The following is a 20,289-nucleotide window of genomic DNA, read 5'->3' as shown; positions in this document are numbered from 1 at the left end:
TCCATGGTCAGGCTCCAGTTTTCCGTCGAACTCAACTACGACGTCGCGCCTCCGGGCGGCGACTTCATCTTCAACGTCCACGCGGCGCACACGCAGCAGCAAATCGTGCAGGCCGAAAACCTGCAGGTCAGCCAGCCGGTGCCCTTCACCATCGACACCGACCCGGCGAGCCGCAACCGCTACCTGCGCCTGCAGGCCCAGCCCGGCCCACTGAGCGTGCGCTATGAAGCCACCGTAGACATTTACCACTACACAGCGGCTCCCGGTGAGCTGGGCGAGGTGCCGGTCTGCCAGCTTCCCGGTGCCGTGCTGCCCTACATCTACCCGAGCCGCTACTGCCAGTCCGACCGGCTGCAGAAGCTGGCCTCCAACGAGTTTGGCCATTTGCAGCAAGGCTACAGCCGGGCAGAGGCCATCTGCCAGTGGGTGCAGCAGCGCGTGAGTTTCGAGTCCAACAGCTCGCACGGCAGCACTTCCGCCATTGACACGGTGGTGGAGCGCGTCGGGGTTTGCCGCGACTTCGCGCATTTGATGATCGCGCTGTGCCGCGCTCTCAACCTGCCGGCGCGTTTTGCCACCGGCATTGACTACGGCGCCGACCCCGCGCTCGGCCCCACCGACTTCCATGCCTATGTCGAGGTCTACCTGGGTCACCGCTGGTACCTGTTCGATCCGTCAGGCACCGCCATTCCCATGGGCTTTGTGCGGTTCGCTACCGGCCGTGATGCGGCCGATGCCGCCTTTGCCATGTTGTTCGGCAGCGTCACGTCCAGCGCGCCCATCATCCACATCCAGGCTGTGCCGGATGGGTATGGGCAACTGGTCGTGCCGCAGCGCGTGAACCATGCGCTCTCGACTGACGGCCTCTGAGGGCCGACGCAAAGTTGCCTGTTACCGGCCGGCAATGGCCGCGCGGTTTGACGCGAGGACGTTGTTCTTCTCCAGCCGCCCGCCGGCCTGCACAGCGGCGATCCAGGCGTCGGTGGAGCCTGTGGCGGCAAAGCGCGAGTGAAACACCACGCTGAACACGCGGTGGATTTCTTCGGCGCTGGCCCGGCCGGCCTCGTTGGCATACGGCAGTGCGCCACTGGCATCCTGCAAAAACTCCACATGCAGGCCGCGGTGCGTGGCCTCAAAAATCGTGGAGGCGTCGCAGTTGTGCGTCATGTAGCCGACCACCGTCAGGGTGTCGATGCCGTGCGCTTCCAGCCAGGCCGCGAAGTCGGTGCCGGTGTAGACACTGGGCCAGGCTTTCTCGATGTAGTGGTCACGCGGACGGCTTGCCACAGTCTCGTGCAGCTCCCATGTGGGTGAATCTTTGGCGAACACGGGCGCTGCGGTCGACTCGCTGTGTTGCACCACGACGACCGGAATGCCCGCGGCGCGCGCCGCATCCATGGCGCGGCCGATGTTTGGCAAGGTCTTTTCCACCGGCGGGTATTCGATAAGCAGGCCGCCGCCGCTGAAATATTCCTTTTGCACGTCGATGACGACGAGGGCGCGGCGTGGTACTGCGGGCTTTGAGTTCTGGATGGCCATGTGTTTGCTCCTGCGGGTTGTTGCTGAATCAAGTGATCAACGGATGCTGATGGTGTGATTGTTGGGCGCGGCACGTTTTCCGGGAAGTGGCCCAATTGAAAATATTCGATAGAATCGGGCCATGTCGAAAAAAGCACTTCCACAGATGCCGGTCGTCGGCAAGTCACGCATCAAGTCACGCACCGCAAGCCAGCTCAGCACGGTCGCCGTGGTGGCGTTTGACGGCATCAGCCCATTTCACCTCTCCGTGCCGTGCATGGTGTTCGGCAATGATTTTTCAGGGCCCGATCTGCCGCGTTTCAGGTTGCTGGTGTGCGCCGAAACGCCGGGCAGTTTGCATACGACAGCGGGCTTCACCATTGCGGTAGAGCACAGCTTGAGCGTGCTGGCCAAGGCGCAGACCGTGGTGGTGCCGTCGTGGCGGGACCCGATGGAGCGGCCGTCCGAAGCCCTGCTCAAGGCTTTGCGTGCGGCGCACAGGCGCGGCGCGCGCATCGTCGGGCTGTGCCTGGGGGCTTTTGTGCTGGCCGAGGCCGGCTTGCTCGACGGCCGGCCCGCCGCCACGCACTGGGCGCTGGCGCCGGCTTTTGCCGAGCGCTATCCGCAGGTCATGTTGCAGCCCGATGTGCTGTATGTGGACGACGGTGATGTGCTGACCTCAGCGGGCACGGCTGCTGGCATTGACTGCTGCCTGCATCTGCTGCGCCGGGACTTCGGCGCCGAAGCTGCCAACCGTGTGGCGCGCCGCATGGTGGTGGCGCCGCAGCGGCAGGGCGGGCAAGCACAGTACGTGGAACAACCTCTCCCGGCCACAGGCTCCGACCACCGGCTGTCGGCCATCCTGGCGTGGGTGCAGGAAAACCTGCGCCAGCCCCACAGCCTCGACACGCTGGCGGCACGTGCCCTGATGAGCCGGCGCACCTTCACCCGGCACTTCCGGCAGATCACCGGCACCACCGTGGGCCAGTGGCTGACCAGCCTGCGCCTGGCGCTGGCGCAGCGGCAACTCGAATCAACCGACCGCTCAATGGAGCAGATTGCCCAGGACGCAGGGTTCGGCTCGGCGGTATCCCTGCGGCAGCACTTTGCGGCGACGCTTGGAACCTCGCCGTCGATGTACCGGCGCGAGTTCCGTGGCAACTGATTTTGAGGAAATGAGGCTGCTAGCCAATGGTGACGAGCGCAAGCGGCTATTAAAACAATAGCAACTGAAGGGCTTTAAAAGCAGCCGGACGGGACGGCCGCCTGGCCCTGCCGGTCAGGGTTTTGCCGAGGCAGCCTTGGCCGCGGCGCGGCGGCGTTCGAGGAAGGCCTGCAACTCACCGATCACACCCTTGCGGAAGGCCAGCACGCACAGCACAAAGATCGCGCCGATGATGACGGTGACCCAGGAGCCGACCTTGTCGGCCAGCAGGTTCTGCAGCGCGATCACGATGCCTGAACCCATGACCGGGCCGAAGAAAGTGCCGACGCCGCCCAGCAGGGTCATCAGGATGACTTCGCCCGACATGGACCAGTGCACGTCCGACAGCGTGGCAAAACCCATGACCAGGGTCTTCATCGAACCGGCCAGGCCGGCCAGCGCGGCCGATAGCACAAAGGCCAGCAGCTTGTAGCGGTCGACGTTGTAGCCCAGCGAGATGGCGCGGGGCTCGTTCTCGCGGATCATCTTGAGCACCTGGCCGAAGGGCGAGTGCACGATGCGCGAGATGAACAGGAAGCAGGCCACAAAAATCGCCACCACCACGTAATACAGCGAGATGTCGGATTCGAGCGGCAGCAGGCCGAACAGCTTGCCGCGTGGCACGCCCTGCAGGCCGTCTTCGCCGCCGGTAAAGCTCGCCTGCAGGCAGACGAAGTAGACCATCTGCGCAATCGCCAGCGTGATCATGGCGAAATAAATGCCCTGGCGGCGGATGGCCACCAGGCCGACCAGCAGGCCGATCAGCCCGGCCGCCACCGCGCCGGCCAGCAGAGCCAGTTCGGGTGTCCAGTTCTGCGACTTGATGAACCAGCCGGTGACATAAGCGGCAGAGCCGAAGAATGCGGCATGGCCGAACGAGAGCAGGCCGGTAAAACCCAGCAACAGATTGAAGGCGCAGGCGAAGAGCGCAAAGCAAAGCAGCTTCATCACAAACACCGGGTAGAGACCCAGGAAGGGCGCGGCCAGCGCAAAAGCCAGCAGGACGAGGTAAGTGATGCGCAGCATGTTGGCGGCTTTGGTGGAGAGGGCGCTCATGGTCAGGCTTCCTTTCCGAAGAGGCCGGCGGGCCGGAACATCAACACGATGACCATGATGACGAATACCACGATGTTGGACGCTTCAGGATAAAACACCCGGGTCAGGCCTTCGACGATGCCCAGGCCCAGGCCGGTGATGACCGAGCCGAGGATGGAGCCCATGCCGCCGATCACGACGACGGCAAAGACCACGATGATCAGGTTGGAGCCCATCAGCGGGTTGACCTGGATGATGGGTGCGGCCAGCACGCCGGCCAGGGCTGCCAGGGCGGCGCCCGCGCCGTAGGTCAGCATCACCATCATGGGGACGTTGATGCCAAAGGCCTGCACCAGCGGCGCGTTTTCGGTGCCGGCGCGCAGGTAGGCGCCCAGCCGGGTGCGTTCGATCAGGAACCAGGTGCCCAGGCAGACCACCAGCGACACCACCACCACCCAGGCGCGGTAAATCGGCAGGCGCATGAAGCCGAGGTCCATGGAGCCGGCCAGCAGGTCGGGCACGTTGTAGTTCTGGCCCGAGACACCGTAAATTTCACGGAAGACGCCCTCGAGCACCAGCGCCAGGCCGAAGGTCAGCAGCAGGCCGTAGAGCGGATCAAGCTTGTACAAGTGCTTGAGGAAGAGCCGTTCGATGATGACGCCGAGAATACCGACCGTCAGCGGCGCCAGCACCAGCGCGAACCAGTAATTCATGCCGAACTGGTCGAGCATGATCCAGGCGGCAAAAGCGCCCAGCATGTAGAGCGCACCGTGCGCAAAGTTGACGATGCCCAGCAGACCGAAAATCACCGCGAGCCCCAGGCTCAGCATGGCGTAGAAGGCGCCATTGACCAGGCCCAGCATCAGCTGGCCCATAAACGCTTGCAGGGGAATACCGAAAATTTCCATGGGAACCTGTCAGGACACCGATACCGTTACTTGTGGCGGGAGTGCAAGGGTTTTTCAAAGAAGCAGCCGGTCATTCTGCATTTCTGCGAAATGACCGGCTGGATCGAACCCTCGTTCTACCCCGCTTTTTGTTTTTTCGTCAGTTCAACGTTTGCGCAGTTGCAGTGATGCTTTACTTCTTGAGAGCCGAGCACTTGGATTCGGCCACCGTGGTGAAAGCCTGCTCGCCCGGCACCTTGGCGATGGTCTTGTAGTAGTCCCATGGCGTGCCCGAATCCTTGGAGCTCTTGACTTCGTACAGGTACATGTCGTGGATCATGCGGCCGTCGGCGCGGATCTGGCCCTTGTTGTAGAAGTCTTCGATCTTCATGCCCTTGAGCGTGCTCATGACCTTGTCGGAATCGGTCGTGCCGGCGGTCTGCACGGCCTTGAGGTAGCTCAGGGTGGCGGAGTAGTCGGCCGCCTGCAGGCTGGAAGGCATGCGCTTGTATTTATCGAAGAAGCGCTTGGCGAACTTGCGCGAGGCGTCGTCCTGGTTCCAGTACCAGCTGTCGGCCAGTTGCAGGCCTTCGGTGTTGGCCAGGCCCAGGGAGTGCACGTCGTTGATGAATACCAGCAGGCCGGCAACCTTCATGGTCTTGCCGATGCCGAATTCCTTTGCGGCCTTCATGGCGTTGGTGAAGTCGCCGCCAGCATTGGCCAGTGCCAGGATTTGCGCCTTGGAAGACTGCGCCTGCAGCAGGAAGGACGAGAAGTCCGAGGCGTTCAGCGGATGGCGGACGGTGCCGGCGACGGTGCCGCCGTTGGCCTTGACCACGGTGGAGGCATCCCCCTCGAGCGAGTAGCCGAAGGCGTAGTCGGCGGTCAGGAAGTACCAGCTCTTGTTGCCGGCCTTGACCAGCGCGGAACCGGCGACCTTGGCCAGCGAGACCGTGTCGTAGGCGTAGTGGACGGTGTAGGGCGAGCAGTCTTCATTGGTCAGGCGGGCCGAACCGGCGCCGATGACGAGGAAGGGTTTCTTCTTTTCGGTGGTGACCTTGGACATGGCCAGTGCCGTGCCGGAGTTGGTACCGCCAATCAGCATCTGCAGGCCGTCCTTGTCGATCCATTCACGTGCCTTGGACGACGCGACGTCGGCCTTGTTCTGGTGGTCGGCGCTCAGCACCTCGATGGGGCGGTTCAGGACCTTGCCGCCGAAATCCTGCACGGCCCACCTCAGCATTTCAGCGCCGGCGGGGCCGTCGATGTCGGCGTAAAGGCTGGACATGTCGGTGATGATGCCGATCTTGATCGGGCCAGTGTTCTGTGCGAAGGCTGCGCCTGTGAGGCCAAGGGCGAGTGCGGCAACAAGTGCTTTGAGTTTCATGATGTCTCCTGTTATGGAAGGGGTGAACTTGGGGGGAATCGAGGGGACTAAAAAAGGGTTCGGCATGCCCGGCGTCAGACGCCCAGGTATTCCTGCAGCATGCCCATGTTGCCGGCCAGCTCGTTTTGCGCAAACTGCTTGACGATGCGGCCGTGTTCCATGACGTAGAAGCGATCAGCCAGCGGCGCGGCGAAGCGGAAGTTCTGTTCCACCAGCACGATGGTGTAACCCTTGGCCTTGAGCGTGAGGATCATCTCTGCGAGTTTTTGCACGATGACGGGCGCCAGGCCTTCGGAAATTTCATCGAGCAGCAGGAGGCGCGCGCCGGTGCGCAAAATGCGCGCCACGGCCAGCATCTGCTGTTCGCCGCCAGACAGTCGCGTGCCGGGGCTGCTGGCGCGTTCCTTGAGGTTGGGAAACATTGCGTAGATTTCGTCCAGGCTCATCCCGCCGGGGGCTATGGTGGGCGGCAGCATCAGGTTTTCTTCGGCTGTCAGGCTGGCGAAAATGCCGCGCTCTTCGGGGCAGTAGCCCACGCCCAGACGCGCCACCTTGTGCGGCGCGAGCTTGATGGCTTCTTCGCCGTTGATCTTGATGGAGCCCTTGCGCGCACCCGTCATGCCGACGATGGCGCGCATGGTGGTGGTGCGCCCCGCGCCGTTGCGGCCCAGCAGTGTTACCACCTCGCCTTCGTTGACGGTGAGGTTCACGCCATGCAGGATGTGCGACTCGCCGTACCAGGCGTGCAGGTCTTCTATCTTGAGGAGCTCTTTGGTCATCTAGTGCGCCCCTTGAAGCTCGGTGTTCGCTGTGCCCATATAAGCTTCGATCACCAACGGATTCGCTGACACTTCGGCATATGGCCCGTCGGCAATGATGGCGCCGCGCTGCAGCACCGTGATGCGGTCGGCGATCGACGACACCACGTTCATGTTGTGCTCGACCATCAGGATGGTCCGGCCAGCCGAGACTTTTTTGATCAGCTGCGTCACGCGGTCCACGTCTTCGTGGCCCATGCCCTGCGTGGGTTCGTCCAGCAGCATCAGTTCGGGTTCCAGCGCCAGCGTGGTGGCGAGTTCGAGCGCACGCTTGCGGCCATAGGGCAGGTTCACGGTGAGCTCATCGGCGAAGTCGCTCAGGTCGACTTCGGCCAGCAGCTCGCGGGCACGGTCGTGGAGATGAAACAGCGTTTCTTCCGCTTTCCAGAAATGGAACGAGGTGCCGAGGTTGCGCTGCAAGGCGGCGCGCACGTTTTCCAGGACTGTCATGTGCGGGAAGACCGCAGAGATCTGGAATGACCGCACGATGCCGCGCCGCGCGGTCTGCGCGGGTTGCTCAAACGTAATGTCGTTGCCGTTGTAGACAATGCTTCCGCGCGTGGGGATGAGGAACTTCGTCAGCAGGTTGAAGAAAGTCGTCTTGCCGGCGCCGTTGGGCCCGATCAGCGCATGGATATGCCCGCGCTGGACTTTCAGGTCCACGTTGTTGACTGCCACGAACCCCTTGAATTCCTTGGTCAGCCCTCGTGTTTCGAGAATGAACTCCACTGACAAATTGGTTCTCCGGAAGATGGGTTGGATATCACGGGCGCAAGGTGCCGCGGCGGCTGATGCGGCAGCAGGCGCGAACCCGTGAAACACAGGTGGTCATCCTAGCCACCCACCCTCCGACGCGGTACCGGGTCAGACCCTTAAGTAGTTTTGCGTGATCTAAAGCCCCCACGCTCCCCACTTCGAGCCTACGGCGCGCTGCCCCTTTCCCTACGTATAGGGGCGCTGCGCCTGCGGCCCGGCAAAGCCGGTTCCGCGGCCCCTGCTTGATGAGGAGTGCCCCCTCCGGTAGGAAACCGGCGCCCGTATTGGCTTTTTTATTGCTCGCGGTTGCGGCCTGGGCCGCCTTCGCCGCGCTGGCCGCGCGGATTGGTTGCGTCGGCCTGGCGGGACGGTTTGTCTGGGGTGGCGTCGCGTTGTGACTGCTGTTGCTGCAATTGGTGTTGCCGCCGCTGTTGTTGTTCCTGGGCCTGGGCCTGGCGCTGCTGCTCCTGCTGCGCACGTTGTTGCTGTTGTTGCAAATGCTGCTGTTGTTGCAAATGTTGTTGTTGCTGCAGTTGCAGTTGCAGTTGCTGTTGCTGTTGCTGTTGCTGTTGCTGTTGCTGTTGCTGCTGCTGTTGCTGCTGCTGCTGCTGCTGTCTTTGCGCGGCCTGTTGCTGGCGGGTGTTTTCCTGGTCGCGCTGGGCCTGTTCGCGCAGGGCGCGCTGGCCTATGGATTCTTCACCGGAACGGCGCTGCTGTTCCAGCTGGGGACCCTGAAGCTTTTCCCGCTGTTCCTGTTGCTGGCTGCGACGAGCCTGTTCGGCGGCATGGCGGTCGGCGTTGGCGCGTGCATCGGCATTGGCATTGGCATTCGCAGCCTGGGCGCGTTCCTGCGCTTCCTGGCGGGCCCGCGTATCGCGCTGGGCTTGCTCGCGGAGGGCGCGCTGGCCTATGGCCTCTTCGCCCTGGCGGCGTTGCTGTTCCAGCTGGGGGCCTTGCAGGCGTTCTTTTTGCTCCTGCTGCTGGCGCTGCTGCTCGCGTTGAGCGCGCTGGCTGGCCTCGAGGGCGCTGCGGTCCGGTGCGGGCGAGGGCCGTGCGGCTGGCGCTGCGCCGACCGGCGCGGCGGGGGAAGCGGGAGCGGCGGCTTGTGGCCGGGCGTCGTGGTCCCTGCCGGCAGCGGGACCGGCGCGGTGCTCGTCCCGGTTGTTGTCATCGCGCCTGCCGTCCCGGCGATCATCCCTGCGGTCGCTGCGGCTGCTGACCACCGGCCGCGTGGCCACGGCGGGCGGCGGCAATGCGGCGGCGGCCACGGGGCGCTGCTGCGCGTGCAGCTCCGACGGATTCGGGCGCTGCGGCAGGGCGCCGCGGTCGGCCACGAGTTGTGCGCGGCCCAGGTCGGCGCTGCTCAGCCGGTGGGGATTGCCGTGCACAGGCCGGCCGCGCTCGAAGTCCTCGCGGCTGACAGCCGTCACCGCTGCAGGCTGGCGCTGGTAGCGGTAAATATTGGTCACGTTGACGGTGTTGTTGACCACGATGTTGTGGTTCACCTGCGTGACGTAGCGCGGGCTCACGCGGTAGGCGGGGCGAAAGGCTTCGCCGGGTGCCAGCGGGAACCAGCCCACACCGGGCCGCGGTGCGCCGCCGATGGAAATGTTCCAGTTCACACCGCCGCTGCTGCCGCCCACAAAAGCGACGAGGGCGGGCGCATAGACAGGGCGCGGTGCCAGCCGGCCCGGCACCCAGGCCCAGCGCGGGCCGATTTGTGCCCAGCGGCCATAGTGAAACGGTGCAAACCCCCAGGGCGCGTCGTCCACCCAGGTCCAGCCCCAGGGCGAGACCCAGGCCCAGTGGCCGACGCGGTAGGGCGCCCAGTTGGCGGGCACGGCGCGCGGTATCCAGACGGCACCGTAGGCCGGGTCCTGACTCCAGTTACCGTAGCTGTCGAGCTGCTGGTAGCCCACGGTTTCGCGCGGTATGTAACGCGCCGAAACCGACTGGTCTTCACGCCGGTCGCGGTTAGCGGCCCACAGGTCAAAACTGTCCTGCTGTGCGGCGCCCGGTCCTGCCGGGGTGAGCTGCGTGCCGCTGAAGTTGGCCTGCTGGCGGCTTTGCAGCGTGACGGGGGCGACGCCGTCGCCATAAATCACGCCGCTGCCCGACTGGGCCACCACGCGCGTCGTGTTGCTGGCAGGGTCGACGTCCAGCCGGTAGTCACCGGGCTGCGACACCACAAACGCGAGGTTGGGCGTATCCACTTCCAGGCGCTGGCCTTCGTAGAGGGCCCGCACGCGCAGCTTGAGCGTGCCTTGGGCGAGGCGCAGCTGGGTGGTGTTGTCGTCCAGTGCCTGGAAATCCAGGCTGGTCTGGCTGTTCATGCGCAGCGCGGTCGAGCCCACGTACAGTTCCGAGCGGGCGCCGGGGCCCGTCCACAGCCTGTCGCCGGCTGTCAGCGGCCGGTTCAGCATGGCGGGTGTCCAGGCCGGGGCTTCTGCCGGGTTGTTGCTGTCGCCCGGTGCGAAGCTTACGGCGCCTTCGGCCAGGTTAAGTCTGGCGACCCGGCCGGGTGGGTCCAGCTGGGCGCCCTGAGGCGCAGGTTCCTGCGCCCAGGCAACGGGCTGCAGCAATGCCAGCAGGACTGCAAAGGCCAGCAGCACGAAGTACCCGTAAAGGTGCGAAGGCCGGAAGGCCGTGTGGTCGGTATGGGACGAATTTGTGTCGCCGGTGTCGATTGCTGTCATGTTGAACGCTCTCTTCCTGTCTTGCGGGACATGGATGGACTGGAAGGCGGGCTGACACGTAACGGTCGTGATCGCATCGTGATCGCCAGCCTGATGAGGAGACCTTACCCAGTACAACGTGCGTGACGATGGATGGAGTGCTAACAGGCAGTAAAGATTGCGAAACAGAAGGCAGGAATGAAACGGGATGTAATGTCCGCAGCGGCTGATCTTTCTGTTGATGACATTTTTATTAGAGAAAAATGCCTGCAAGTCAATGCAGACGAGCGCGAGCAGCTATCAAAAAAGGAGCGACTGGGTTGCGGCGAAAAAATGGCGCGTGCAATATGAGACGATTGCCCCATGCAAGATTTCTGGCCTTCCAGTGGCTTTTCCCGGCTCCAGCGCAACGCACGCGGCTGGCTCGCCCTTTCCGACGACTATCTGCGGCTCTTCCTCGCGCGGCCCGAACTCGCGCCGGTGGCGGAGTCATGCGATGCCGAACGTGCCTTGCACGCCGCACTGGTGGCCGCGCCGTCCCGGCCGGTCTCGCCTGCCGAATTGACGGCCCTGCAAGATGCGGATGCGCGTGACAACTACAAGCTGTTTTTGCGCTTTCGCGATGGCTTGCTCGCCGCCGGCACGCTGGAGGCGTATTACCTGAGCCTGTTCCCGCGGGACGGAACGGGCCGCATCGACATACCGCCGTTGTTCATCGACCTGGTTGCCCAGGCCGTTGTCCACAATGTGCTGCAGGGTTCCACCGACGCATATGAAGTGCGCGCCGCTGAAATGCTGTTTCGCCCGCAGCGCATCAGTACACAGGACGGCCAGGTGCTAAGCGGCGACCAGGAGGTGATCGACATGTTCAATGAGACCGGCGGTGTGGGCGACTTCGGCCGCTTCCTTGCGGAGGCCAAGGCGCCGGTGCCTGTTGTGGAGCTGCAGGTGCTCAATGACGACAACGCTTTCACGTATTGGCAGCAGCCGGGCCGCCACCGTTTTTTGCTGGACCTGACGCATGAAGTCAGCAACGACCTGAGCCACGGCCTGGTCTTCACCATGGTGCGTGCCCGCTCAGGTCTCAAGGCGCTGGCAAGTGTGTTGCAGAAGTGGGTGAAGCATTTTCTGGGCGTTGAAGTCACCATCCGGCCCGTGCAGAAAGTGGACGATGAAGCCTGGCGCTGGCATGTAGGGCTGGACCTGGACTCCACAGCCTTGCTCAATGACCTGTATGAGGGAAGGGACGTTGCGCCCGACCGGCTGCAGCGCCTGGTCAGCCTGTTCCGGCTGGAGTTTGTGGACACGCGGGAAATGCGCGGCGACGTGGCTGGCAAGCCGGTGTACCTGGGGTTGATGATGAACGCCGACGGGGTGGTAAAGCTCAAGCCGCAAAACCTGCTGGTGAACCTGCCGCTGCTGCCTGCAGCTTCCTAGGGGTGTGCGCGGATCAAGCCGGATCGTTTCAGTCGCTGCCCTCCACTTCCACCACCAGCACGCGGGCCTCGCCCACCGGCGAGGCCACATGCTCGGTGCCCACGCTCGCGAAAAAGATGTCACCGGTTTCCAGCATCACGGAGCATTGTCCGCAGTTGTCGCGGTAGCGCATTTCCACACGGCCATCGAGCACCGCAAACACTTCTTCGCCTTCGTTGATATGCCATTTGTAGGGTTTGTCGGTCCAGTGCAGTCGGGTGGTGATGCCCTGCATATTGGCTACTGTCAGCGCGCCCCAGGCGCGTGCTGCGGTGAAATCCTTGCTTCGGATGATCTTCATGTCGGTCTCCATCAGGTGCATTGAAAGCTTCGCCATGCTACGTCGCGGGGCCGACGGAACCATGAATTCTTCGGCGCCCATTGATTCTGTATCCGCATCACTGAAATGCGCCGTTCAGGACTGCGCGGCGCTAAGATGGTTTGCATGAAAAGCGTATTGCTGCCCTGCGGCGAAGCCGTTCCCGCCCTGGGCATGGGAACCTGGAATATGGGCGATGCGCCGGCGCGGCGCGCCGACGAACTCGCGACCCTGCAGCTCGGCCTGGACCTGGGCTGTACGCTGGTCGATACCGCGGAAATGTATGGCGAGGGGCTGGCCGAAGAGCTTGTTGGCGAGGCGCTGCAGGGACGGCGTGATGAGGCCTTTATCGTGAGCAAGGTGTATCCGCACAATGCCTCGAAGGCGGGCACGGTGGCCGCCTGCGAGCGCAGCCTGCGGCGGCTGCGCACTGACCGTATCGATCTTTATCTGTTGCACTGGCGGGGTTCGGTTCCGCTGGCCGAAACCATGCAGGCTTTGATGGCGCTGCAAAAGGCCGGCAAGATCCGTCACTACGGCGTGAGCAACCTTGACCTCTCCGACATGCAGGAGCTGTGGCAAGTGCCCGGCGGTCAGGGCGTGCAAATCAACCAGCTGCTGTACAACCTCACGCGCCGCGGCATTGAGTGGGACTTGCTGCCATGGCTGCATGAACGCAAGGTACCGGTCATGGCCTATTCACCGATCGAGCAGGCGCGGCTGCTGCGCCATGCGGGCCTGACCCGCTTCGCCGCGCGCCACGGCATGCAACCCGCCCAGGCGGCACTGGCCTGGGTGCTGGCGCAGGGCGGCGTCATCGCGATTCCCAAAACCAGCCATCCGGAACGGCTGCGCGAGAACGCCGCGGCAGCGCAGATCCGGCTCAGCGATGAACAACTGGCTGAACTGGATGTGTTGTTCAAGCCGCCTTCCCGCGCCACCTCGCTGGAGATGATCTAGACCTTTCCAGGGGTCAACGCATCAGCCACATCCCTACTGCCAGCAAGGCCGCCTGGACGGCCATGGCGATGTAGAGCGGCTTGCGGGAAGGCGTGGCGGCATCCTGAAGCGTCTGGCTAATACGCTGCGCGAGCAGAGTGCGCAACACGGGGTCAGGCGAACCTGGTGCTGGCGCAGGTGCGGCCTCGGCGGCGCGGGCCTGCTGCCATTGCGCCAATACATCAGCCAGCGGCAGGCGGTTCACCACGAAATTGATCATGCCGCGCACGGCGCGTCCCTGGCCCAGCACGGGCGCCAATTGCTGACCGATGGCATCGGCCGACAGCATCTCTGACACCCGTTCGAGTGCACCCTTGGTTCGCGGCATGGCCTCGATGCGTGCGGCAATCGCGTCCGTCAAGCGCTGCGACATGGCCTCTCCATGACCCGTCACGACTTGCTGTATGGCCCGGCTGCGGCCACGCGCCACGCCCAGCATCAGGTAAATCGGAACAAAGGCCAGCAGCAGCATGCTGACCAGCAAGGGCGGTGAAAACAGCAAGGCGAGGATGGCGCCGGCGCCGCCGGCGTGCGCTGCGGCAGGCATGCCAGGGCCGGACAGCCGGCTCAGGTAGAAGAAGAACACGCCACCGCCCAGCAGGAAAGCCAGCAAACCACCCATGGCGACGGAACTGGCAAACGCCATGCCGGCTTTGGCGCCGGTGCGCACCATGGATGGCGCGGCAGAAGAGTTTGATGACATGCAAGGCCCCCCTATTTTTTAAAGGGCTGATCATAAGCGGCGCTTGCGGGGGCGCTGGTGGTGCATGGCAGACGCTGCAGCCCGTCCGCGCCATCGCCGATCGAGACGCCGGACCCCGCGGATCACGGCCGGGCCGCGCGGCACCGCCATGTTGTATAGACAGGCCGCCGAATAAAATCTGAGGTCAAACCGGCTGCAAGCGGGTGCGTCTTTTCCATTCGCCTTATGCTTGCCAAGCCCCATAAGGAGACCTTTCCCCATGCTTCGCAAGTTTTTGTCGTTCATCGCTCTCGCGCTCATGCTCTGTGCCGCGCAGGCCCAAACATACCCGGCCAAGCCGATACGCCTGATCGTTCCGTTTCCGCCCGGCGGCGGCACCGACATCCTGTCGCGCCTGGTGGCCACCAAATTGACGGAGGTCAGCAAGTGGACCGTGGTGCCCGATAACCGCGGCGGCGCCGGCGGCACCATCGGCATTGCCGAAGCCGTACGCGCAGCGCCTACGGGCTATGACATGGTCATGGGCCAGAAGGACAACCTGGTTGTTGCCCCCTGGCTCTACAAGAACCTCAGCTACGACCCGACCAAAGACCTGGTGGCGGTGGCCCATGTGGCTTACACGCCGGTGGTGATCGTCACGGGCGTGCAGTCGCGCTTCAAGACGCTGGCCGACGTGGTGGCGGCAGCCAAAGCAGCGCCCGACTCCATCACCTACGGCTCGCCCGGCAATGGCACGACCATCCACCTGGCCGGCGAGATCTTCAACAGCGCCGCCAACATCAAGCTGCGCCACGTGCCCTACAAGGGTTCCAACCCGGCCATGATGGACGTGCTGGCCGGCAACGTGGACCTCATGGTGTCCTCGCTGCCCTCGGCCATTGCCCAGATCAAGTCGGGCAAGCTGCGCCCGCTGGCCGTCACCTCGGCCCGCCGCAGCACCTCGCTGCCGGACGTGCCCACGGTGGCCGAACTGGGCTACAAGGACTTTGACGTCAGCACCTGGTACGGCCTCTTCATGCCGGCCGGCACTTCCAAGGACATCGTCGCCACCGTCAATGCCGAGGTCAACAAGCTGCTGGCCACGCCCGAGATGAAGGCCGCCATCCACGCCCAGGGCGCCGAAGTGCAGAACATGACGCCCGAGCAGTTCTCCAGCCTGCTTAAGACCGACTATGTGAAGTGGAAGGGCATCGTGCAGACTTCCGGCGCGACCATCGAATAAACGGTTCACGCTTTTCCGCGCAAGGCGGCGCCCGATGGGTGCCGCCTTTTTTATGGGCCGCAGCGCTCCGTGTAAACCCTAGGAAACAAAAGTCTGGATGCATGACATGATCTAGTCATCTATAGGACTAGATCAATTATGGCCATTCCAGCAAGCCCTTCATTGACCGTGGTGCCCGCCGAACCGGGCCAAAGCCGTTACGCCGCCCTGGCCGCCGCCTTGCGCGCACGCGTGGTGGCGGGCGAATGGCCGCCGGGCAGCGCTTTGCCGGCCGAGCAGACCCTGGCCGCCGAACACGGCGTGGCCTTGGGCACGCTGCGCCGCGCGCTGGAACTGCTGGCCGACCAGGGGCTGATAGAGCGCATCCATGGCCGCGGCACCTTTGTGCGCGCAGGCATGACGGGCGGCACCATGATGCGGTTTTTCCGCTTCGGCGAGGGCACGGGTGAAGTGCCGGCCTCGCACATCGTTTCGCGCCGGCTGCTGGTCGCGCCCGCCGAGGTGGCACGGCGCCTGGGCCTGGCACGCGGCGATATGGCGCTGCGGCTGCAACGCGTGCGGTCGCTCTCGGGCCAGCCCTGTGTTTATGAGGAAATCTGGCTGCCCCCGGCCCTGTTTGCCGAGCTCGTCGAGAGCGATACCGGCAGCTGGGGCGACCTGCTCTACCCGATGTTTGCCGAACGCTGCGGCGTGCACGTGGCCCGCGCGGTCGATGAAATCGGCTTCGGCGCGCTGACGGCGGCGCAGGCCGGCCACCTGGCCCTGTCGGCCGGCCATCCCTGTGCGCTGGTCACGCGCTGCGCCTACGACCTGGCCGGCCATTGCGTCGAAGTGCGCTACACGCGGGGCGACGCCCACGCTTTTCACTACACCGTCACCATCACCTGAACGTCCCTTGAACACCCCCCGAAATCGGAGAAAACCATGTCACACCCAAGCAACCACCCTGCAAGCAAAGCGCAACCCCTGAACCGCTCGCGCCGCCTCGTGCTGCAGGCCGCGGGCGCGGCCGTCGCCGCACCTTGGGCCTTTGCCGCCCATGCCGCGGGCCAGATCGCCGGCGGCAAGCCGATCACGCTGGTCGTGTCCTATGCCGCGGGCGGCGGCGCCGACCTGATGGCGCGGCTGATCGCGCCGCGCATGGCCGAGTTCCTGGGCCAGACCGTGCTGGTCGACAACAAACCCGGCGCCGGCGGCCAGATCGCCGCGACACAGGTGGCGCGCGCCGCGCCCGACGGCACGCAGTTGCTGGTCGATGCCTCGTCCTTCGCCGTCAATCCCGCGCTTTATCCCAAGCTGCCCTACGACACCGACACGGCGTTCGCGCCACTGGCCGTGCTGGCGCAGTTCCCCAACGTGCTGGTGTGCACGCCCGGTTTTGAGGCCAAAAGCGTCAAGGACCTGATACGCCTGGCCAAGGCCAAACCCGGGCAGATCGCCTATGCCTCCTCCGGCAACGGTTCGGCCCAGCACCTTGCCGGTGCGCTGTTTGAAGACCTGGCCGGCGTGAAGCTGGTGCACGTGCCTTACCGCGGCGGCGGCCCGGCCATGAACGACGTGATGGCTGGCCAGGTGCCGCTGTTCTTCGCCAACGTGGCCTCCTCGTTGGGGCAGATCCAGTCGGGCCGGCTGCGCCCGCTGGCGGTGACCAGCCGGCGCCGCACGCGCTCGCTGCCCGACATGCCGACCATGGAAGAAGCCGGCGTGCCGGCTTATGAGGTGCTCGAGTGGAACCCGGTGCTGGCCCCAGCTGGTATAGACGCCAAGTCCAAAGCTGCGCTGATCGCCGCTATCCGCAAGACCATGGCCGACCCCGAAGTGCTGGGCCGTATCCGCAGCCTGAGCGGCGAAGCCTTCCCCGAGGGCCCTGAAGCGCTGACGCAGGCTTTCCTCAAGGCCCAGCAGCTCAAATGGGGCCGCATCATCAAAGACCGCAAGATCACCACGGGTTAAGCGGTGCAGAGTTCCACGCCTGACCCGGTGGCGCCCGGCTGGGACAGCCACGTCCACGTCTTTGACGCCGCTGCGGCTGTCGCGCCGGGCCATTACCAGCCCGCGCACCGGCCGCTGGCGGACATCGAGCAACTGGCCCAAAGCCATGGCTTCGGCCACCTGGTGCTGGTGCAGCCCAGCGTCTACGGCACCGACAACACGGTGTTGCTGGACGCCTTGCGTGCCGGTGGCGGGCGGCATCGCGGTGTGGTGGTGCTGCCGCCTTCCATCGACGATGCGGCGCTGCAGGCCATGCATGCGCTCGGCGTGCGCGGTGTGCGCTTTAACCTAGTGTCTCCCGTCGGGGACAGCCTCAAGGCCGGGGAGGGTGACGGCGCCCGGGACAGCTTCCAGGCCCTGGCGCCGCGCCTGCGCGCGCTGGGCTGGCATGTGCAGTGGTATGCGGCACCGCAAGACCTGCCCGTGATCGCGGCCCTGCATGCGGCCAGCCCGGTGCCGGCGGTGCTGGATCACCTCGCCGGCATGCACGCCGGCATTCCTCCGGATCACCCGGCCTGGCGGGCACTGGAGCAACTCGCCGCCCAGGGCGCCTGGGTCAAGCTTTCGGGCTGGTACCGCCTGGGCGTGCAAGCGCCGTATGAGGCGCTGGACGAGGTCATCCGCAAGGTTGCGGGGCTGTTCGGCCGGCGCCTGGTCTGGGGCTCCGACTGGCCGCATACCGCCTTTGCGCCCGACGCGCTGCCCGCCTACGCCAGCACCTGGGAGCCCGTGGCGCGCACGCTGGCGGCGGCCCAAACACAGTGCGTCCGGGAGCAGGCGCCGGTCGCCTTGTACGCCTGATAAGCCCGGCGGAGGCCTGCAGCCCCGGAGTGGCTTAAAATCACGGGCTACGCCATTTTTAACCCGGAGTCTTCCATGCCCAAGAAAATCAGAGTCGAAGCCGACATCTGCGCCCCCAAGCCAGTCCCTCCCAAGGGCTACACCATCACGACCGGCCGCGGCCAGAAGATCAGCCTGGAGCGCGGTTCGCACACCCGCAGCAAAAAGAACCCAGGCAAGCGCCCCCACCAGGGTTGAGCTGGTTTTGCTGATGCGGCTCCCGGCCGCATCCATAAAAAAGCGCCTCTTCAGGCGCTTTTTTCATGGCCAAAATTGCTGGCGTTCGGTGAATTGGATTCAATGTGGCATCCAATCGAGATAAAACTCCTCTTGATGGAAGACGGCCATGATGTTTAATCCATGGATAACGCCAACGGGGGAGTACTGAAAATGTTGTCCAGAATTGCAGTTTTTTTGGCATTGATCCTGGGACTTGGATGTTTTTCCATTTCAAGCAGCCAGCCAGTTGCAAAACCCGTCGTAACAATAGATCCTTGGGTGCCGCACGCATTTCCCGTGGCGATCTACCGCAATATCAGGGCGGATCATTTGAATCAAATGCTGGTTGATTCATTTTCGGAATTCAATTTTTCCCTGCTTGCTAAAAGAAAAGATGCGGATGACAGCACGGTCTTTCAGTTCTCTTATCCCATGGATAAGAACGGCAAATCCGGAACCATGATTTTTGAATTCAAGGTTGACGGCACCATTGTCAAGAACAAATGCATGAATTGCTTCTTGCGAAGGGGGCGAATACTGAACGAGAGGGACATGGGGAAACTGCCATGGATGGCTCAATACGATCTCAGCAGCCGGCTCTATTCTGATATCGACCAAGCGTATGCGTCAATCAAAAGCAAATCCCGGGATTACCTGGATCCCCAGCACGGGTTTGATTACAAAAACATGTGGAGCGGGGAGCGTAACCGTCCGGGTTACGACAACTCTTACGCCAAGGTCAAATTGCCGGATCTGAAGCGGGAGGTGGTCCGTGCCTTCACGGATTCCGGGTTCATTCTGTTGCGCGACAGCAATCCTGCCGCCGATGCGGCTGATTCCGTTCTGGCATTTTCTTTTCCGGTTGACGGCGATAAACCCGCCGGTGTGGTTTATTCGATTCAAATCGCGAGCCAGTTTGACAGCGACGGCTTTTGTTACCCGTGCGAGACAAGGTCGGTGTATGACCCCTATCAGGCATTGCCGCCCGCGGGTTTGTCCGCCGTGTCCGGCAGGTTGACACTGGCTGCGCGGTTTGAAGCCGGCCTCAACAGCGCCTACGATCAAACGAAGGCGGCCACGGAACGGTATCTTCGGCCAAGAACCCAGTTCATCCGGCCGCCAAAATCCGCCCCATTGGGCTCACCCCGCCCGCCTCCGCTTCCTATGGTTGTGACATGAGCCTGCGCCTGTCTGTTGGCGCAGGTACTCATGGCCCGTTTCTCCATGGGCCGTGGTTTGACAGGCTGTTTCTCTTTGGCACAGTGGGTATCGCGTTTGCTCTGGGCGCTTTGGCGACGATCTCGCCGGCGATGTTTGTGGCGGTGGTGCTGGTGGATATCTGGTTGTTTGCCAACCCCCATGTCATTGCAACCTACACCCGGGTCGGGTTTGATAAAGCCCGCGTTAAAAAGCACTGGTTCCTGATTTTTGGTTTGCCGCTCATCGTGCTTGCCGGGGTCACGATGGTGGCACTAGCCTATGAGCTGGGTGGCCTGTTCACCTTGTACTTCATAGCCCAGACCTACCATGTCACCCGGCAGTCCTTCGGCATTTCAAGGGCGTACAGAAGGGCCGACCCGCAAGCAGCGGGCCCGGATCGTTTGTCGGAAAGCCTGATCTACCTCTTTCCGCTTTGGGGCCTGATGCACCGGTGTACAACGGCACCCGACTCTTTTTATGGTTATCCCATCTACCTGCCGCCTGTCGACGCCGCGTTGACTGGCGCAACAGGCATCGCCGCTGTGCTGGTATGCGCATGGTGGGCGTACCGGCAGGTGCGCCTTGCGCTGGCCGGGCGGCTCAACGCGGGGCACAGCCTGTTTGTAGCGTCGCACCTGCTTGTCACCGCAGTCGCCTACCTGTGGGTCACGGACATCACGTCGGGTTGGCTGGTCGTCAATATCTGGCACAACCTGCAATACCTGCAGTTTGTATGGCTGCAGAATGTGCGCCGTGATGCGCAGTTGCCGGGCGCGGACGGCCAACGATCCATCGGCAGCCAGGACATTCAGCGCCCGGTGAAGCCGTTCAAAAATGCGGCCAAATACCTCGCCGTATGCCTGGTGCTGGGCGCGGTGATGTACGAAGCGCTGTCGGTGGCCGGCCGGCAACTGATCTGGCTGGGCCTGCCCACCGTATTCATTTTGCATTTCACCGTGAATTTCCATCACTACCTGGTGGACGGCGTGATCTGGAAAAGACCTAAACCCGGCGCGTGACGCATCCGGCGCAGGCCTGG

At 63.6% G+C, this 20,289-nt stretch carries 21 protein-coding genes; 12 read left to right on the top strand and 9 right to left on the bottom strand.

What is annotated here, in order from left to right; genetic code table 11:
- Positions 1-3 precede the first annotated feature (3 nt).
- Entirely contained in the window at positions 4-870 is an 867-nt protein-coding gene (locus AC1DWQ_RS04755; protein ID WP_457281319.1) for a transglutaminase-like domain-containing protein, read from the top strand.
- A 21-nt stretch (positions 871-891) separates the two neighbouring features.
- Here the strand turns inward: AC1DWQ_RS04755 and AC1DWQ_RS04750 are convergent, their stop codons facing one another.
- Positions 892-1,539 (bottom strand): cysteine hydrolase family protein, encoded by a 648-nt coding sequence (locus tag AC1DWQ_RS04750; protein WP_477668597.1) that lies wholly within the window; start codon positions 1,537-1,539, stop codon positions 892-894.
- A gap of 145 nt (positions 1,540-1,684) precedes the next feature.
- On the opposite strand from AC1DWQ_RS04750, the gene AC1DWQ_RS04745 reads away from it, so the two are divergent.
- Entirely contained in the window at positions 1,685-2,683 is a 999-nt protein-coding gene (locus AC1DWQ_RS04745) for a GlxA family transcriptional regulator (RefSeq protein ID WP_477668928.1), read from the top strand.
- A gap of 114 nt (positions 2,684-2,797) precedes the next feature.
- Here AC1DWQ_RS04745 and AC1DWQ_RS04740 read toward each other — a convergent pair whose 3' ends face one another.
- From AC1DWQ_RS04740 to AC1DWQ_RS04715, 6 genes are all read right to left on the bottom strand, one after another.
- The gene (locus AC1DWQ_RS04740; RefSeq protein ID WP_477668596.1) at positions 2,798-3,778 is read right to left on the bottom strand and encodes a branched-chain amino acid ABC transporter permease; all 981 of its coding nucleotides are present in this window, start codon (positions 3,776-3,778) and stop codon (positions 2,798-2,800) included.
- A gap of 2 nt (positions 3,779-3,780) precedes the next feature.
- A complete protein-coding gene (locus AC1DWQ_RS04735) occupies positions 3,781-4,665 on the bottom strand; it encodes a branched-chain amino acid ABC transporter permease (protein WP_457281315.1) in 885 nt (294 codons plus the stop codon).
- Positions 4,666-4,837: 172 nt separating this feature from the next.
- Entirely contained in the window at positions 4,838-6,031 is a 1,194-nt protein-coding gene (locus AC1DWQ_RS04730; RefSeq protein ID WP_477668595.1) for an ABC transporter substrate-binding protein, read from the bottom strand.
- A gap of 74 nt (positions 6,032-6,105) precedes the next feature.
- Entirely contained in the window at positions 6,106-6,810 is a 705-nt protein-coding gene (locus AC1DWQ_RS04725; protein ID WP_477668594.1) for an ABC transporter ATP-binding protein, read from the bottom strand.
- Positions 6,811-7,584: an ABC transporter ATP-binding protein gene (locus AC1DWQ_RS04720; protein ID WP_477668593.1), complete on the bottom strand. Its 774-nt coding sequence runs from the start codon at positions 7,582-7,584 to the stop codon at positions 6,811-6,813. It lies immediately after the preceding gene.
- A gap of 314 nt (positions 7,585-7,898) precedes the next feature.
- On the bottom strand, positions 7,899-10,301 hold the full coding sequence (locus tag AC1DWQ_RS04715; protein WP_477668592.1) for a DUF6600 domain-containing protein: 2,403 nt from the start codon (positions 10,299-10,301) through the stop codon (positions 7,899-7,901).
- 177 nt (positions 10,302-10,478) lie between these two features.
- On the opposite strand from AC1DWQ_RS04715, the gene AC1DWQ_RS04710 reads away from it, so the two are divergent.
- Together AC1DWQ_RS04710 and AC1DWQ_RS04705 are read left to right on the top strand one after the other, a co-directional pair.
- On the top strand, positions 10,479-10,631 hold the full coding sequence (locus AC1DWQ_RS04710; RefSeq protein ID WP_477668591.1) for a hypothetical protein: 153 nt from the start codon (positions 10,479-10,481) through the stop codon (positions 10,629-10,631).
- 12 nt (positions 10,632-10,643) lie between these two features.
- Positions 10,644-11,717 carry a DUF6352 family protein gene (locus AC1DWQ_RS04705; RefSeq protein WP_477668590.1) on the top strand — a complete coding sequence of 358 codons (1,074 nt, stop codon included), beginning with the start codon at positions 10,644-10,646 and terminating at the stop codon, positions 11,715-11,717.
- Positions 11,718-11,745: 28 nt separating this feature from the next.
- Here AC1DWQ_RS04705 and AC1DWQ_RS04700 read toward each other — a convergent pair whose 3' ends face one another.
- On the bottom strand, positions 11,746-12,057 hold the full coding sequence (locus tag AC1DWQ_RS04700; RefSeq protein WP_477668589.1) for a cupin domain-containing protein: 312 nt from the start codon (positions 12,055-12,057) through the stop codon (positions 11,746-11,748).
- A 144-nt stretch (positions 12,058-12,201) separates the two neighbouring features.
- Between AC1DWQ_RS04700 and AC1DWQ_RS04695 the strand changes: the two genes are divergently transcribed.
- On the top strand, positions 12,202-13,035 hold the full coding sequence (locus AC1DWQ_RS04695) for an aldo/keto reductase (protein WP_477668588.1): 834 nt from the start codon (positions 12,202-12,204) through the stop codon (positions 13,033-13,035).
- 13 nt (positions 13,036-13,048) lie between these two features.
- Here the strand turns inward: AC1DWQ_RS04695 and AC1DWQ_RS04690 are convergent, their stop codons facing one another.
- A complete protein-coding gene (locus tag AC1DWQ_RS04690; RefSeq protein WP_477668587.1) occupies positions 13,049-13,777 on the bottom strand; it encodes a hypothetical protein in 729 nt (242 codons plus the stop codon).
- 259 nt (positions 13,778-14,036) lie between these two features.
- On the opposite strand from AC1DWQ_RS04690, the gene AC1DWQ_RS04685 reads away from it, so the two are divergent.
- The 7 genes from AC1DWQ_RS04685 (at position 14,037) to AC1DWQ_RS04655 (ending at position 20,269) form a co-directional block, all read left to right on the top strand.
- Positions 14,037-14,999 (top strand): Bug family tripartite tricarboxylate transporter substrate binding protein, encoded by a 963-nt coding sequence (locus tag AC1DWQ_RS04685; protein ID WP_477668586.1) that lies wholly within the window; start codon positions 14,037-14,039, stop codon positions 14,997-14,999.
- 138 nt (positions 15,000-15,137) lie between these two features.
- Positions 15,138-15,887: a GntR family transcriptional regulator gene (locus tag AC1DWQ_RS04680; RefSeq protein WP_477668585.1), complete on the top strand. Its 750-nt coding sequence runs from the start codon at positions 15,138-15,140 to the stop codon at positions 15,885-15,887.
- A 36-nt stretch (positions 15,888-15,923) separates the two neighbouring features.
- Complete coding sequence (locus AC1DWQ_RS04675) at positions 15,924-16,952, top strand: tripartite tricarboxylate transporter substrate binding protein (protein WP_477668584.1); 1,029 nt, start codon at positions 15,924-15,926, stop codon at positions 16,950-16,952.
- A 3-nt stretch (positions 16,953-16,955) separates the two neighbouring features.
- Positions 16,956-17,792 (top strand): amidohydrolase family protein, encoded by an 837-nt coding sequence (locus AC1DWQ_RS04670; protein ID WP_477668583.1) that lies wholly within the window; start codon positions 16,956-16,958, stop codon positions 17,790-17,792.
- Positions 17,793-17,867: 75 nt separating this feature from the next.
- Positions 17,868-18,029 (top strand): hypothetical protein, encoded by a 162-nt coding sequence (locus AC1DWQ_RS04665; protein ID WP_007863796.1) that lies wholly within the window; start codon positions 17,868-17,870, stop codon positions 18,027-18,029.
- 162 nt (positions 18,030-18,191) lie between these two features.
- Positions 18,192-19,229, top strand: a complete 1,038-nt coding sequence (locus AC1DWQ_RS04660; RefSeq protein ID WP_477668582.1) for a hypothetical protein — start codon at positions 18,192-18,194, stop codon at positions 19,227-19,229.
- Entirely contained in the window at positions 19,226-20,269 is a 1,044-nt protein-coding gene (locus AC1DWQ_RS04655) for a hypothetical protein (RefSeq protein WP_477668581.1), read from the top strand. Before AC1DWQ_RS04660 ends, AC1DWQ_RS04655 begins: the two co-directional genes overlap by 4 nt.
- The last annotated feature ends 20 nt before the right edge of the window (positions 20,270-20,289 follow it).

This window comes from Polaromonas sp. P2_G11 (assembly GCF_056403595.1).
The sequence above is the reverse complement of the archived record's forward strand: the minus strand, read 5'-3'. Positions and strand labels throughout refer to the sequence as shown.